Source organism: Oscillibacter sp. UBA6647 (assembly GCA_002455655.1).
GTDB lineage: Bacteria > Bacillota > Clostridia > Oscillospirales > Oscillospiraceae > Oscillibacter.
This window is the reverse complement of record DKLF01000110.1, coordinates 8789-23629: the sequence shown is the minus strand read 5'-3', so window position 1 is coordinate 23629 and position 14841 is coordinate 8789. Positions and strand designations below refer to the sequence as shown.

General features: G+C 55.4%; 12 protein-coding genes, 1 pseudogene and 1 other annotated feature. Of the genes and pseudogenes, 10 read left to right on the top strand and 3 right to left on the bottom strand.

The genetic code is table 11. From position 1 onward, the window contains the following. Positions 1–64: 64 nt before the first annotated feature. The 5 genes from B2W96_RS08240 to B2W96_RS08220 all read left to right on the top strand — a co-directional run bounded on the left by B2W96_RS08240 (position 65) and on the right by B2W96_RS08220 (position 6969). Positions 65–676 (top strand): hypothetical protein, encoded by a 612-nt coding sequence (locus B2W96_RS08240; RefSeq protein WP_293009807.1) that lies wholly within the window; start codon positions 65–67, stop codon positions 674–676. A gap of 143 nt (positions 677–819) precedes the next feature. Beyond that, positions 820–1989, top strand: a complete 1170-nt coding sequence (locus B2W96_RS08235) for a cation diffusion facilitator family transporter (RefSeq protein ID WP_293009806.1) — start codon at positions 820–822, stop codon at positions 1987–1989. Between the two features lie 278 nt (positions 1990–2267). Further along, positions 2268–3602 carry a uracil-xanthine permease family protein gene (locus B2W96_RS08230; RefSeq protein WP_293009805.1) on the top strand — a complete coding sequence of 445 codons (1335 nt, stop codon included), beginning with the start codon at positions 2268–2270 and terminating at the stop codon, positions 3600–3602. 92 nt (positions 3603–3694) lie between these two features. Continuing rightward, positions 3695–3942 (top strand) — a binding site (T-box leader). Between the two features lie 74 nt (positions 3943–4016). Continuing rightward, positions 4017–5237 (top strand): tyrosine--tRNA ligase, encoded by a 1221-nt coding sequence (tyrS, locus tag B2W96_RS08225; RefSeq protein WP_293009804.1) that lies wholly within the window; start codon positions 4017–4019, stop codon positions 5235–5237. 115 nt (positions 5238–5352) lie between these two features. Then, positions 5353–6969, top strand: a complete 1617-nt coding sequence (locus B2W96_RS08220; protein WP_293009803.1) for an ABC-F family ATP-binding cassette domain-containing protein — start codon at positions 5353–5355, stop codon at positions 6967–6969. 74 nt (positions 6970–7043) lie between these two features. Here the strand turns inward: B2W96_RS08220 and asd are convergent, their stop codons facing one another. Beyond that, positions 7044–8135, bottom strand: a complete 1092-nt coding sequence (gene asd / locus B2W96_RS08215) for an aspartate-semialdehyde dehydrogenase (RefSeq protein WP_293009802.1) — start codon at positions 8133–8135, stop codon at positions 7044–7046. A 189-nt stretch (positions 8136–8324) separates the two neighbouring features. Here asd and B2W96_RS08210 point away from each other — a divergent pair, with 189 nt between their 5' ends. Then, complete coding sequence (locus tag B2W96_RS08210; RefSeq protein ID WP_293009801.1) at positions 8325–9875, top strand: SpoIID/LytB domain-containing protein; 1551 nt, start codon at positions 8325–8327, stop codon at positions 9873–9875. Positions 9876–9991: 116 nt separating this feature from the next. Next, entirely contained in the window at positions 9992–11017 is a 1026-nt protein-coding gene (queA, locus tag B2W96_RS08205; protein ID WP_293009800.1) for a tRNA preQ1(34) S-adenosylmethionine ribosyltransferase-isomerase QueA, read from the top strand. 180 nt (positions 11018–11197) lie between these two features. On the opposite strand, the gene B2W96_RS08200 is transcribed toward queA, so the two are convergent. Then, positions 11198–12436: a sensor histidine kinase gene (locus B2W96_RS08200; protein WP_293009799.1), complete on the bottom strand. Its 1239-nt coding sequence runs from the start codon at positions 12434–12436 to the stop codon at positions 11198–11200. Then, positions 12433–13107, bottom strand: coding sequence for a response regulator transcription factor (locus B2W96_RS08195; protein ID WP_293009817.1), 675 nt, complete (start codon positions 13105–13107; stop codon positions 12433–12435). The genes B2W96_RS08200 and B2W96_RS08195 overlap by 4 nt, the downstream gene beginning before the upstream one ends. A gap of 127 nt (positions 13108–13234) precedes the next feature. On the opposite strand from B2W96_RS08195, the gene B2W96_RS08190 reads away from it, so the two are divergent. The 3 genes and pseudogenes from B2W96_RS08190 to B2W96_RS08180 form a co-directional block, all read left to right on the top strand. Next, positions 13235–13909, top strand: coding sequence for a polyphosphate polymerase domain-containing protein (locus tag B2W96_RS08190; protein ID WP_293009798.1), 675 nt, complete (start codon positions 13235–13237; stop codon positions 13907–13909). Positions 13910–13950: 41 nt separating this feature from the next. Continuing rightward, positions 13951–14622, top strand: coding sequence for a DUF4956 domain-containing protein (locus B2W96_RS08185; RefSeq protein ID WP_293009797.1), 672 nt, complete (start codon positions 13951–13953; stop codon positions 14620–14622). Positions 14623–14633: 11 nt separating this feature from the next. Then, a pseudogene (locus tag B2W96_RS08180) lies at positions 14634–14841 on the top strand (spore coat protein CotH); the annotation flags it as partial.

Sequence of the window (14841 nt, the reverse complement as noted above, 5' to 3'; positions counted from 1 at the left end):
GATTGTGGTATACTGCCAATTTAACAATTGATCCTTGTCGGAAACGAATATTTGAGGTGAATTCATGGAAAATGAAATGAGGACCTTTGGCTATCTCTGTCCCGCCTGCGGAAAACCCGTGATGGCGGCCCGGTCCCTGTTCGCGCTGGAGGCCTCCGGTGTGGAGGTGGAGTGCGGCTGCGGCGGCTCGGTCCTGCGGACGGAATTTGACGGACAGTGGTGCAAGCTGTTTGTCCCCTGCGGGCTGTGCGGCGAGACGCATACCGCCCGGTGCGCTCCGGAGGAATTGACCCGGGAGGGCGGCGTGGCCTTCGGCTGCGCCCAATCGCAGGAGTTTTGCTGCTACGTGGGGGACGAGGGAAGCGTGGAGAAACATTTGCGGACGCTGGAAGTTCTGGCGGAGAAGGAAAAACGAAATCAGGAGAATGGCGGCGAGCCGTTTTTGGACAGCGTGATTATGTATGAGGTTCTGTCCGAATTGAAGGAGATTGCCGCTCGGGAAAACGGCATTACCTGCGGATGCGGAAGCCATGACTATGCCATGGACATCCGCCGTTCCGCTGTGGATTTGAGCTGTAAGGACTGCGGCGCGAAGCTGCGGATTCCCGCGGCCACGGAGGACGATCTGGATGATTTGTGCTGCCATCTGCGGCTGACAATTCCCGGCGGGGCATAAGGACTTGTGGGGCGTTTCGATTTTCCTCACGGACGAGAGACGCGGCCCCGGAAGAAGCCGAGGATGCGGGACTGCATCCCTTGCGGACATTGTGCCGGAAGCGGGCGAAACAGCGGCGCCCCAGCGGGAAAGGAGTTGACGGTATGATACGACTTCTTGCAAAAATTTTTATTAAGGACCGGGACGGCACCGACGCGCCGTCGGTTCGGACGGCCTACGGTGTTCTTTGCGGCGCGGTGGGGATTTTTTTGAATATTCTGCTGTTTACGGGAAAGCTGTTCGCAGGCTCCGTCTCCGGGTCCATCGCCGTCACGGCCGACGCGTTCAACAACCTCTCCGATGCGGGCTCCTCCGTCATTACGCTGACGGGCTTTCGCCTGGGCGGGCATCGGCCGGATTCCGAGCATCCATTCGGCCACGGGCGAATCGAATATATCTCCGGTCTGCTGGTGTCTATGCTCATCATTTTGATGGGCTTTGAACTGGCCCGGACCTCTCTGGAGAAAATTCTGCGTCCCGTGCCGGTGGAATTCTCGTGGCAGAGCGTGGTCATTCTGGTGGCATCTATCTTCGTAAAGCTGTATATGTACCGTTACAACCGGACGGTGGGGGAGCGCATTGGCTCCACCGCCATGCACGCCGCCGCCATAGACAGTCTCAGCGACAGCACGGCCACCGCTGCGGTCCTGCTGGCGACGCTGGCGGGCCGCTTCACCGATGCGAATATTGACGGCTGGTGCGGCATTCTGGTGGCGCTGTTCATCGTCTGGTCCGGGCTTTCCTCCGCCAGAGACACGCTGGACCCCCTGCTGGGGCAGCCACCTTCCGCCGAATTTGTGAAAAACATCCGAAACATTGTGACGAACCATCCGGGCATTTTGGGGGTTCACGATTTGATTGTCCATGATTACGGCCCCGGGCGGTGCATGATCTCGCTCCATGCGGAGGTCCCCGCCAACGAGGACGTACTGGTGCTTCACGACGAGATTGACAACATCGAGCGGGAGCTGAAGCGCACACTTGGCTGTGAGACGGTCATTCACATGGATCCCATCGTGACGGACGACGGCGTGACGAAGGAAACCCGCAGGCGTGTGGAGGCGCTGGTGGACTGCATCGACGAGGAAATCTCCATCCACGATTTTCGTATGGTGACGGGACCGACGCACACGAACCTGATTTTTGATGCGGCGGTGCCTTTCAAATTCCGACTGACGGACGAGGAGGTTCGCACCAAAATCTGCGCTGCGGTACGGGCGCTGGACGGCGATTATTTTGCGGTGGTGAACGTAGAGCGGTCGTATACCGCGTGAGGCCCGTTGCGAAAGAGTGGACCCCAGCCGACGCGTCGGCTGGGGGAAGAATTAGCCGTCGTCATAATCACCAAAAATGATAGAGGAATTTTTTAAAAGGCGGGAGAAATCCACTCTTGCAATTTGTCCTCTGTTTTTGTATAATCGTACGGATAAGTGCGAGAGGGGGCTGGAGTTATGACGGTTTGGAAGGGTCTTAACGCCGCCTTTTTTTGCGACCCCATTTGACCGGCCTTTGTGCCGGTATTTTTTTGCGCAAAATAGAGAGGAGATCTGCCATGAACGAGAAAAATTCCGCCCCTGTCCGGGACGCAAGGACCCTGGGCATTCCCAAGATGATGCTGCTGGGCCTTCAGCACATGTTTGCCATGTTCGGGGCAACGGTTCTGGTCCCCATCATCGTCAGCGGCTACGGACTGCCCCTGTCCATCCAGACAACACTGTTGTTTGCCGGACTTGGCACGTTGCTGTTCCACGCCTGCACGAAATTCAAGGTTCCGGCGTTTTTAGGGTCCTCGTTCGCGTTTCTGGGAGGGTTTGCCGCGGTGGCGGATCTGAACAGCGGAAAGTACGCCGCTATGACTGGCGCGGAAAAGCTGCCCTATGCTTTGGGCGGTGTGGTGGTTGCTGGCCTTCTGTATCTGGTGCTGGCGCTGCTTTTCAAGGTGGTGGGACCTTATAAGGTGATGCGCTACTTCCCGCCGGTGGTCACCGGGCCTATTATCATCCTGATCGGCTTGATTCTGGCCCCCACTGCCGTGACCAACGCTTCCACCAATTGGCCCTTGGCGCTGCTGGCCATTTTGACCATTATCGCCTTCAACATCTGGGGGAAGGGTATGCTGAAAATCATTCCCATTCTGCTGGGCGTGGTCATTCCCTACGCGGTGGCTCTGCTTACAAAGCAGGTGGACTTCTCCACGGTTGGTCAGGCGGGCTTTGTGGGCCTGCAGCCCTTCGTACTGGCGAAGTTTGACGTGTCCGCCATTTTGGTCATGGCGCCCATAGCCATCGCTGCCATGATGGAGCATGTGGGCGACGTATCCGCTATCTCCGCCACGGTAGGAGAGAATTTTCTGGAAGACCCGGGCCTTCACCGCACGCTGGTGGGTGACGGTCTGGCCACGGCCTTGGCGGGTATGTTCGGCGGTCCCGCCAACACCACGTATGGAGAGAACACAGGCGTGTTGGTGCTCAGCCGGGTGTACGACCCCAAAGTGGTGCGGCTGGCTGGCCTATATGCCATCATCTTGTCCTTCAGCCCCAAATTTGCCGCCGTCATCAACTCCATTCCCCCGGCGGTCATCGGCGGCGTCAGCTTCGTACTTTACGGGATGATTTCCGCCGTGGGTGTGCGCAACGTGGTGGAAAATCAGGTGGATTTCACCCGCAGCCGCAACCTTCTCATTGCGGCGGTAATTCTGGTTTCCGGTCTGGGCTTCAATGGTACCGGCGGGCTGACCTTTGCCGTGGCGGACGCCCATGTGACACTGACGGGGCTGGCCATCGCCGCCATCGCGGGCGTTGGGCTGAACGCCATTCTTCCCGGAAACGACTTTTCCTTCGGCAAAACTGCCTCCGCGGATGGCTCTGCCGATCTGGGCAGGTACTGAGATTACCCGCGGGAATGTTTGCCCTCGTTCAAGTCAGCCCCGTCTTCTTGACAAACACTGAAAAAACGGGTATACTGTCTAACGTATACAGTAATACAGTGATGATGGGGAGAAGTACCCCGCGCGATGCCGCGAAGAGAGCCTCTGGTTGGTGTAAAGAGGCGGGCGGGCGTGGGCGAATACACCTCTGAACCGGCGTCCAAACGGCTAAAATTTGGCCCAGTAGGCGCGCTCGGGTAGCGCCCGTTACAGCGCGGCCGCACCCAAGGTGCGGCAAGAGGCGTCCGTCTGCGAGGGCGGCGCGAACAGAGGTGGTACCGCGAAGCGATTCGCCCTCTGTCCCCATGGGACGGAGGGCGTTTTTTCCACGTCTCGTCCCATATAAAAACTCATCAAGACAGGAGAATTGAGACAATGGGAATTTACGAGGAATTGAAGGCCCGCGGTCTGATCGCACAGGTGACAGACGAGGAGGAAATCCGAGAACTTCTGAATAACGGAAAAGCCGTGTTCTACATTGGCTTTGACCCCACGGCGGACAGTCTGCATGTGGGCCACTTCATGGCGCTGTGCCTGATGAAGCGGCTGCAAATGGCGGGAAACAAGCCCATCGCTCTGATCGGCGGCGGTACCGGCATGATCGGCGACCCCTCCGGTCGTTCGGATTTGCGCCAGATGATGACCACCGAAACGATTTGCCATAACTGCGATGCCTTTAAAAAGCAGATGGAGCGGTTTATTGAATTCGGCGAGGGCAAGGCCATGATGGTCAACAATGCGGACTGGCTGATGAAGCTGAACTACGTGGACATGCTGCGGGATGTTGGTTGCTGCTTCTCCGTGAACAACATGCTGCGGGCTGAGTGCTACAAGCAGCGGATGGAGAAGGGGCTATCCTTCCTGGAATTCAACTATATGATTATGCAGTCCTATGACTTCTATCATATGTTCCAGGAATTTGGATGCAACATGCAGTTTGGCGGCGACGACCAGTGGAGCAACATGCTGGGCGGCACGGAGCTGATTCGCCGCAAGCTGGGTAAGGACGCCTATGCCATGACCATCACTCTGCTGATGAATGCAGAGGGGAAGAAGATGGGCAAAACCGCCTCCGGCGCGGTGTGGCTGGCCCCCAACAAGACAAGCCCCTTCGATTTCTATCAGTACTGGCGGAATGTGGCGGACGCGGACGTGCTCAAGTGCATCCGGATGCTGACCTTCCTGCCTCTGGAGGAAATCGACGCCATGGACAACTGGGAGGGCAGCCAGCTCAACCGGGCCAAGGAGATTCTGGCCTACGAGCTGACAAAGCTGGTCCACGGCGAGGAAGAAGCGGAGAAGGCGCAGGATACGGCACGCACCCTTTTCGCCGGCACCGGCGACGCGGAAAACATGCCCTCCACTCATTTAACGGAGGAGCGATTTGAAAACGGAAAAATCGGCGTTCTGAACCTGTTGACAGCCTGCGGACTCTGTGCCTCCAACGGGGAGGCCCGGCGGCTGGTCCAGCAGGGTGGCGTGATGGTAAACGACAAAAAGGCCGAGGTGACCGACGCATACGACCGGGAGGAGTTCTCCGGCGAGGGCGTGGTCATTAAGAAGGGCAAGAAAATCTTCCACCGGGCTCAAATTTAAGCGCTGTCGTGAATCCAAAGCCGCCGTAAAATACGAAAACAGCAACAGCGGCAGACGCGCTTTGGCGCGCCTGCTGCCGCGCTGAAATACGAAAACAACAAAAAGGAAAACGAGAATGATTACAGTCAGTGAAGTCAGCTTAAACTTCAGCGGCCAGGCGCTGTTCAAGGACGTGAATCTGAAATTCACCTCCGGCAACTGCTATGGCATCATCGGCGCCAACGGCGCGGGAAAAACCACCTTCCTCCGCATCCTCTCCGGCGAGCTGGAGCCCACCACCGGCGACGTGTTCATCTCCGACAATCAGCGGATGTCGGTGTTGAAGCAGGACCATTTCCAGTACGATGAACACACCGTGCTGGACACGGTCATCATGGGCAACCAGCGTCTGTACGACATCATGAAGGAGAAAGATGCCCTGTATGAGAAGGAGGATTTCTCCGATGCGGACGGTGTGCATGCCAGCGAGCTGGAGGCGGAGTTTGCCGACATGGACGGGTGGGAGTCGGAATCCGACGCCAGCCGCCTGATTCAGGGACTGGGTCTTTCCAACGACATTTTATACAGCCAGATGTCCTCTCTCACCGCCAAGGAAAAGGTGAAGGTTTTACTTGCGCAGGCCCTGTTCGGAAAGCCGGACATCATCCTGCTGGACGAACCTACGAACCATCTGGATTTGCAGGCTATTGAATGGCTGGAAAATTTCCTGATGGACTACGAGGGCCTGATTATCGTGGTGAGCCATGACCGCTATTTCCTGAACAACGTGTGTACCAGCATCGTCGACGTGGACTACGGCAAGATCAGAATGTATGTGGGCAACTACGAGTTCTGGTACGAGTCCAGCCAGATGGTTCAGAAGATGATGAAGGACCAAAATCGGAAAAACGAGGACAAGATTAAAGAGCTTCAGCTCTTCATCCAGCGTTTCTCCGCAAACAAGTCCAAATCCAAGCAGGCCACGTCTCGCCGAAAGCTTTTGGATAAGCTGACGGTGGATGAGATGCCCGCGTCCTCCCGGCGGTATCCCTTTGTGGGCTTTACGCTGGATCGTGAGCCGGGGAAGGAAATATTGACCGTGGAGGGTCTGAACAAGACCATCGACGGGCGGCAGCTTTTGAACGATGTGTCCTTCCGGGTGAACAAGGGAGACAAGATCGCCTTTGTGGGAGAAAACGAGCTGGCAAAAACCACGCTCTTCCGCATCATTATGGAGGAACTGGAAGCAGACGCGGGCAGCTTCAAATGGGGCACCACCATTTCCACCAGCTATTTTCCGCTGGACAACTCTGCCTTTTTCAACGACTGCAACCTGAATCTGGTGGAGTGGCTGGGGCAGTATACGGCCGACAATGCGGAGGAGAACACGGAGTCCTTCAAGCGCTCTTTCCTGGGGCGGATGCTCTTCTCTGGAGACGACGTGTTCAAGGCGGTCAAGGTACTCTCCGGCGGCGAGAAGGTGCGGTGTATGCTCTCTCGGATGATGTTGTTCGGCTCCAACGCGCTGGTGCTGGACCAGCCCACCAACCATCTGGATCTGGAGTCTATCACCGCCGTCAACAAGGGCCTGATCGAATATAAGGGAGTGGTGCTGTTTGCCAGCCACGACCACGAGTTCGTTCAGACTGTGGCCAACCGCATCATCGACTTCCAGAGCGATGGAACCATCATCGACAAGGCCTGCACCTATGACGATTATATTGAGCTGCAAAAAGCGGGAAATGCTCGCTGAGCTTGCGCAGACTAAAAATTAAGAAATCGCCTGTCCGTAAACTGCGGACAGGCGATTTTGCTTTACAGCGTCTACTATTTCGTGGTAATATAGCCTTTTTTGCACAGCAGCTCTGCCAGCAGCACACCTCCGCCTGCCGCGCCGCGCAGGGTGTTGTGGCTTAGGCCCACGAACTTGTAATCATACTGACTGTCCTCCCGCAATCGGCCAAGGGAAATCGCCATGCCGTGCTCCAGATTCCGGTCCAGCCGGGTCTGAGGGCGGTCGGCCTCCTCAAAATAGTGGAGGAACTGCTTGGGAGCGGAGGGGAGGTCCAGCTCCTGCGCGGGGCCGCGGAAAGTGGCCCAGTCTTCTTTGATCTGTTCAATAGAAGGCTTGCAGCCGTCCTTAAATTTCATAAACACGGCGGCCATGTGTCCGTCCTGACAGGCCACGCGGAAGCACTGGGCCGTGATGACCGGGGCGCTGGCGGCGACGATTTTTCCGTTCTCCACCTTGCCCCAGACCTTCAAAGGCTCCTGCTCGGATTTCTCCTCCTCGCCGCCGATGTAGGGGATGCAGTTGTCCACCATCTCGGGCCAGCGTTCAAAGGTTTTTCCCGCGCCGGAAATGGCCTGATAGGTGCAAACCAGCGCCTGCTCCACGCCGTATTTCAGCAGGGGATGGAGGGCGGGAACATAGCTCTGGATAGAACAGTTGGATTTGACCGCAATAAAGCCCCGCTTTGTGCCAAGGCGGCGGCGCTGGGCCTCGATGACCTCGAGATGCTCTGCGTTCAACTCCGGCACCACCATGGGCACGTCTTCCGTCCAGCGATTGGCGGAGTTGTTGGATACTACGGGGCACTCCAGCTTCGCGTATCTCTCCTCCAGCGCCCGGATTTCCTCCTTCTTCATATCCACAGCGCAGAAGATGAAGTCCACTTGGGCGGCGAGCTTTTCCGCATCGGCCTCCGCGTCCAGAATGGTCAGTGCCTTCGCCTCCTCCGGAATTTCAACCTCCATGGCCCAGCGGGCGGCCACGGCCTCCTCATAGGCTTTTCCCATGCTGCGTGCGCTGGCGGCCACAGCAGTAAGCTGGAACCAGGGGTGATTTTCAAGCAGGGTGACAAAGCGCTGGCCCACCATGCCGGTGCAGCCTACAACGCCCACTTTGTACTGTTTCATCAAGATTTGCCTCCTATGTGATATGATTTGGCGGGGAACGTCGAATTTCTGTTGAATGTAGGGCTTTCCTGTACTATAATATAAATGTATTGCGTTTGAGTGAAAACTTCTGTTCACCTGTTGCGGACATTTGTATTATGGTAGCACTATTTTCTTGTTCCGTCAAGGGGAAAGCCATGGGGAGGATGTATGAAAAAACTATTAGGGGTTCTGTCGATTCTCGTCATATTTCTGGCCCTTGGCACCGTGTCGGCCTCCGCTGCCGTAAACGGCACAGTGAAGGTGGGGCTGCGATTCGGAAGCTCCGCCGTCTCCTCCGCCAATCTGGAAAACACCCAGAGCGGGGGATATTCTCTCGGCTATTACGACGATGGGAGGAACTTTGCTCCTCTTGGGAGCATTGCTCAAACAGCCATTACCATGCGGCCGGGGGCGGACCTTGGAAATTTTGACCAGTCGGGGCCTTACGGCTCCTATTCAGAGGCGGCCTCTGCGGCTGCTGGTATGGGCGGCTGGCCTGCCTATGTGAACGGGCAGTATTACGCCCGCCGGAGCGGCGGCAGCAGCGGGCACACGTCCACCGCCGTGGCGGTAACGGACACGTCCTCTTCGGCGGTCCTTTTTGAGTTTGACAGTCAGGGCATCTACAACCTTGGTGTTCTGCCGGTCGGCGGACCTGCCTGGTTCAAGGGCTATCGGTATGCCGGAGGTTTTGAGTATCCCCGCGTTACCGGCGGGGGACTGTATGTGGTGAACGTGGTATCACTGGAGGACTATGTGAAGGGCGTTCTTCCCTATGAAATGGGGAAAGGCTGGCCCGAGGCCGCATTGCAGGCTCAGGCCGTGTGCGCCCGGACCTATGCCTCCGTGACCGCCAAGCATCTGAATACCTATGGCTTTGATCTGTGCAACACCACGGATTGTCAGGTGTACAACGGCGTGAACGCCGCCGGCGGGGATACGGACGCCGCCGTGGATTCCACGGCGGGGCAGCGAGTGTGGTACCGGGGAACGCTTGCCGAAACGGTGTATCACTCCAGCGACGGCGGCGCCACCGAGAGTGCTGAAAATGTCTGGGGCGGCACGGTGGGGTACCTGATGGGAAAAGCCGACCCCTATGAGGCCACCGTGTCCATCCCCAATTACAGCTATACCGTGACCTACACGCCATCGGAGCTGACTTGGGTGCTGCAAAACAGCGGATATTCCATCGGAACGGTGAAAAACGCCTATGTCTCGGAGCGCACCTCCACCGGAAACGTTTACAAGGTCACTTTTGTGGATACAACGGGAAAGAGCCTGACAGTGAAGGGCGAAACCTGCCGCATGGCGTTTTACAGCACTACCTATAGTAAGAATGTGAAAAGTATGCGCTTTTCCATCAACGGAGATGACAGCGGAATGAATTCTGCCTCGGGCTACTATGTAAACGGCTCCGGCAGCACGCTTACTTCCATCAGCGAAGCCTACACCGTCTCCGGCAGCGGTGCGGTAGCCCCCTATACGGGGAAAGCACCCTATGTCCTCACCTCCTCGGGCGTGCAGGCGCTGAGCGGGACCTCCGGCGCGGCGGTTCCGTCTTCCGCATCCTCCGTGTCTCCCGGAAGCTTTGTGATTACCGGTACGGGAAACGGACACAATGTGGGGCTGAGCCAATACGGCGCGCTGGCCATGGCGAAGCAGGGGTATTCCTACCGAGACATCCTGAATTTCTATTATACGGACATCACCGTGGAGTGATGCGGAAGATTGGCAAGCCGCCCGCCAAAAGCGCGGCAGAGCCGCGTTACATCGAAAAATTTTCCTTTGCTGAATTTTTCTAAAGCACAGGCACGCGGACCCATGGAGAAGTACAGATGAAGACCAGCGATTTTTACTATGATCTGCCTCAGGAGCTGATTGCCCAGACGCCCATTGAAAAGCGGGACGCATCCCGTCTGCTGACGCTGGACAAACATACGGGCGCTTGGGAGCACCATCATTTTTATGAGCTGCCGAATTTTTTGACGGAAAAAGACTGCCTGATATTAAACGATTCCCGGGTTTTGCCGGCCCGCCTTTTGGGCCAGCGCCTGCCCGGGGGCGGGGCCTGCGAGGTGCTGCTGCTGACGGATAGGGGAGACGGCGTTTGGGAATGTCTGGTCCGCCCCGGCAAAAAGCTGCGCCCCGGCGCGCAGGTGTCCTTCGGCGAGGGAGAGCTGACGGCGGAGGTTATTGAAGAGGTGGAGGGCGGAAACCGATTGGTAAAGTTCCACTATGAGGGAATTTTTCTGGAGGTCTTGGAGCGCCTTGGAAAAATGCCCCTGCCGCCTTATATCAAAGAGGAGTTGCAGGACAGGGAACGGTATCAAACCGTCTATTCCAAGGAGCTGGGCAGCGCCGCCGCCCCCACGGCGGGCCTTCATTTCACAAAGAATTTGCTGGAGAAAATCTCTGCCAAAGGCGTGGGGATTGGGTATGTGACGCTCCATGTGGGCCTTGGAACCTTCCGCCCTGTGAAGGAAGAGGAAATCCTTGACCACGAAATGCACAAAGAGTTCTGCACCATCTCCCAAGAGGTGGCGGACCTCATCAACCGCACCCGCGCCAACGGGGGAAGGGTAGTTTGTGTAGGCACCACTTCCTGCCGCACTGTGGAATCCTGGGCCAACGAGGACGGGACCATGGAGCCCCGTTCCGGCTGGACCGGAATCTATATTTATCCCGGTTACCGCTTCAAGGTGACGGACGCGCTGATTACCAACTTTCACCTGCCGGAATCCACGCTGGTGATGCTGGTTTCCGCTCTGGCGGGACGGGAGCACATTCTGGCGGCTTACGAAGAGGCCGTGCGGGAGCGGTATCGATTCTTCAGCTTCGGCGATGCGATGTTCATTTATTAAAGACTGCTGCTGTAAAAAACGAAGTCCCGGAGAGCCTTGTATCAAGGCCCTCCGGGACTTTTACCGTAATTTTCCGATTTTAAAACTTACCTGCCTGTTATAAAAATCCGCTGCCCATTTCTGTTCGGTTTTCTTTCGGCGGCCGTAGGCGGCCAATTTTCATGAGGGAAAAACCGAGGGCTAAAGCGTCACGGTAAAGCATGTCCATGCGCCCTCTTTCCCTGACACGGAGATCCTTCCCTTGTGAAGCTCTACCAAAGATTTTGCAATGGCAAGGCCAAGACCGTATCCGCCGGTCTTGGTGGAGCGGGACGCGTCGCTGCGATAAAACCGCTCGAAAATCCGATCTTTTTCCTGCTCGGGAATTCCGGCGCCGGTGTTGTATATCTCCAGAACCGTCTTTTCGTTCTCCCGACGCAGTGTCACCTTTATTTCATCCCCTTTTCCGGAGTGCTTAATCGCATTGTCTATCAGGATGGCAACAAGCTGCTTGATCTGCGGCTCTCCGCCGGTGTACCGAAGGCCCTCGGCCACGTTGAAATCCAGACTTTTCCCGTCCTCGAAGGCCTGACTTTCAAACGCCAGAAGGGTGCTCAGCACCGCGCGGCTTAAATCAAATTCAGTTGCTACCAATTGATTGGCGCCTTCGTCAGCTCTGGCCAGGGCAAGCAGATCGTGAACCAGTCGGGTCATTCGGTCCGCCTGATCCCGAATTTGCTGAAGACGGATATTTTCTCCGATTTCATTCTCCAGCACATCTACATTGGCCGAAATAATGGTCAGAGGTGTTTTCAGCTCGTGGCTTGCGTCCGAGACAAACTGGCGCTGCTTTGCAAAGGTCGCCTTCACGGGCTTGACCACCCACTTGGATAAAAGCACGGAAAAGCCAAGCAACAGCACGCAGGTCACCGCCGTGACGATCATGGAGATAAAAATGAGCTCGTCCAGTATTTTTAGCTCCCGGCTGTTCTCCACAAACACGACGATTTTGCCATAGTCCTTTTCTGCCACCAGATATTGATAATCGTCGTAGGAGCCTCTTTCTTTTCCGCTCAGCAATACCGCTTCCGAATAAGAGACCGCCTCCTCCTGTGTAAAGCCGAACATCATATCGTGCTGCACCTGCAAAACCTGATCCTGCTTGTCCAGCTTGACAAAAAACAAACGCGCCGCCCGCATGGACTGAGAGTCAAAGCGCGGAGGGATTAAAGGTTCCTGATGCGCGTCCTCTTCCGTCCGGCCGGGAGGAAGCAAAAACTCCATTCCGTCCTGCTCGGCCACCATCCGCAAAATGTTGTCCGTCTGCTCGGCGTTGCTCATATACACGAAAATATTCAGTGTTGCCACCAGCACTGTAAAAACCAGAAACAGGACGCCCATCATAATGCAGACAAACTTAATTTGCAGCCGCTTAATCATTCCGTTTCCTCCATGATATATCCCACGCCCCGCACCGCTTTAATCTGCAAAGGAGAGCCGATGACAGCCAGCTTCTTGCGGATGAAGGAAACATACACCTCAATGGCATTGTACTCCGCATCGCTCTCATAGCCCCAAATTTTTTCGATAAACCGCTCCTTGGGAATAATCTGGCGGTGATTCTGCATGAGCATTTCCACAATCTGATATTCCTTTTGCCCCAGCTTGACGGAGTTGCCCTTATAGCTCAGCTCATAGCTGCGCTTGCTCATCCGGGTATCTCCGCAGGCCAGCTCGTCTCCGGTAAATTCGCCCTTTCTGCGGGATATCGCCCGCAGGCGGGCCAAAAGCTCTCCCGAGGCAAAGGGCTTTGAGAGATAATCGTCCGCCCCGATATCAAGACCCTCTATTTTATCCTCCACCTCGGATTTGGCTGTCAGCAGCAGCACCGGGGTGGAGTTGTTCTGTTCGCGCAGGGCGCGCAAAACCTCCAGACCATTTTTTTTGGGAAGCATGATATCCAATATAATGACGTCATAAATGCCGGTCATGGCGTATTCCTCACCGGAGACGCCGTCGTAAACCGCGTCCACGGCGTATTTATCCTGTTTCATCAAAGCAACCAGCACATCGGAGAGCTGGGGCTCGTCCTCAATAATCAATACATTCATCATAAATCCCTCCTTATGGCTCTCATTATAACAGAAATGCTTGAAAAAATCTTGAATCAAATCTCAATGTAGCTTCAAGGCAGACGGGTTATTCTTTGCGCATACTAAATTGCAAGGAGGTTTATCCATGAAACCGCGACACGAATTTAAGCACAGTCTCAATTATATGGACTATATGATTCTGCGCAACAAGCTGCGGGCCATTTTACCCCACGACCGCAATGTGGGTGAAAACGGAGAGTATATCATCCACAGTCTCTATTTTGACACGCCGGGGGATAAAGCATTGCTTGAAAAGCTGAACGGCGTCAACCGCAGGGAAAAATTTCGACTCCGCCGCTATAACGACGATACGGAGTTTATCAAGCTGGAGAAGAAAAGCAAAGTAAACGGACTTTCCTACAAGGAGTCCAGCCGTCTTTCAAAGGAGGAGACAACCATGCTGCTGCGAGGCGACTGGGACTGGATGGTCCAGCAGGAGCGCCCATTGGTGGCCGAGCTTTACAGCAAAATGAACGGCCAGCTCTTACAGCCAAAAACCATTGTGGACTATACCCGGGAGCCGTTCACCTATCGGGCGGGCAACGTCCGCATCACCTTTGACCGGGATATACGTACCGGGCTCCGCTCCAAAGACTTTTTGGGCGAGAATATTCCAACGCTTCCGGCGGGGGATGAGCTTGTGATTCTGGAGGTCAAATACGACGAGTTTATTCCGGGCTTTATCGCCGACCTGCTGCAATTAGGGAACCGAAAAGCATCGGCCTGCTCCAAATACGCGCTGTGCCGTACCTACGGATAAGCAATCAACAAGACGATGAAACAATAAAGGAGATTATTTTCATGACCTTTGACGATATTTTTAAATCAAGCTTTCTGGAGAACGTAACCAGCATCTCTCTTTTGGATATGGTGCTGGCACTGGGTCTTGCCTTTGGCATAGGCGTGTTTATCTTTCTTATCTACAAGAAAACTTTTAAAGGCGTGATGTATTCCGCCAGCTTCGGCGTTTCTCTCATTGCATTGAGCATGGTTACAACCCTTGTCATTCTGGCGGTTACCAGCAACGTTGTGCTTTCCCTCGGCATGGTGGGCGCGCTTTCCATCGTCCGCTTCCGCACAGCAATTAAGGAACCGCTGGATATCGTGTTCCTTTTCTGGTCCATAGCTTCGGGAATTGTTCTGGCAGCGGGCATGATTCCTCTGGCTGTATTCGGCAGCCTGTTTATCGGCATCATTCTGTTGGTCTTTGTAAACCACAGCTCTGTGGATACGCCCTACATTGTCGTGCTCTCCTGTCTGGATGCCGAAAGCGAACAAAATGCGGCCCGGCAGTTGAAGGGTTTTGTCAAAAAGAGCGTGATCAAGAGCAAAACAGTCAGTCAAAAAGGCGTTGAACTGAACTATGAAATTCGTCTCAAATCGGATGATACCGCATTTGTCAATACGCTGAGCGAGCTGCCCGGCGTGCAGAATATCGTGCTGGTCAGCTATAACGGGGAGTATATGGGATAGGAGGAGCGTCCATGTTAAGGCATAAGTACACGACGCCGATCTGTATAGCGATTGTTGCAGCCATGCTGCTGACAACGATTCTGTTTGTATTTGGCGAATCCTTCGGACTGTCGGTGGCGCAGACGGAAATGCCCTATGTGGAATCGCTCTTCTCCACCGACCGCGTCCACACGCTGGATATAGTGGTGGAGGAAAACGACTGGCAGGAGATGCTGGACA

Coding starts and splice junctions, on each gene's coding strand:
- B2W96_RS08240 (WP_293009807.1), top strand. CDS start 65: ATGGAAAATGAAATGAGGACCTTTGGCTATCTCTGTCCCGCCTGCGGA.
- B2W96_RS08235 (WP_293009806.1), top strand. CDS start 820: ATGATACGACTTCTTGCAAAAATTTTTATTAAGGACCGGGACGGCACC.
- B2W96_RS08230 (WP_293009805.1), top strand. CDS start 2,268: ATGAACGAGAAAAATTCCGCCCCTGTCCGGGACGCAAGGACCCTGGGC.
- tyrS (WP_293009804.1), top strand. CDS start 4,017: ATGGGAATTTACGAGGAATTGAAGGCCCGCGGTCTGATCGCACAGGTG.
- B2W96_RS08220 (WP_293009803.1), top strand. CDS start 5,353: ATGATTACAGTCAGTGAAGTCAGCTTAAACTTCAGCGGCCAGGCGCTG.
- asd (WP_293009802.1), bottom strand. CDS start 8,135: ATGAAACAGTACAAAGTGGGCGTTGTAGGCTGCACCGGCATGGTGGGC.
- B2W96_RS08210 (WP_293009801.1), top strand. CDS start 8,325: ATGAAAAAACTATTAGGGGTTCTGTCGATTCTCGTCATATTTCTGGCC.
- queA (WP_293009800.1), top strand. CDS start 9,992: ATGAAGACCAGCGATTTTTACTATGATCTGCCTCAGGAGCTGATTGCC.
- B2W96_RS08200 (WP_293009799.1), bottom strand. CDS start 12,436: ATGATTAAGCGGCTGCAAATTAAGTTTGTCTGCATTATGATGGGCGTC.
- B2W96_RS08195 (WP_293009817.1), bottom strand. CDS start 13,107: ATGAATGTATTGATTATTGAGGACGAGCCCCAGCTCTCCGATGTGCTG.
- B2W96_RS08190 (WP_293009798.1), top strand. CDS start 13,235: ATGAAACCGCGACACGAATTTAAGCACAGTCTCAATTATATGGACTAT.
- B2W96_RS08185 (WP_293009797.1), top strand. CDS start 13,951: ATGACCTTTGACGATATTTTTAAATCAAGCTTTCTGGAGAACGTAACC.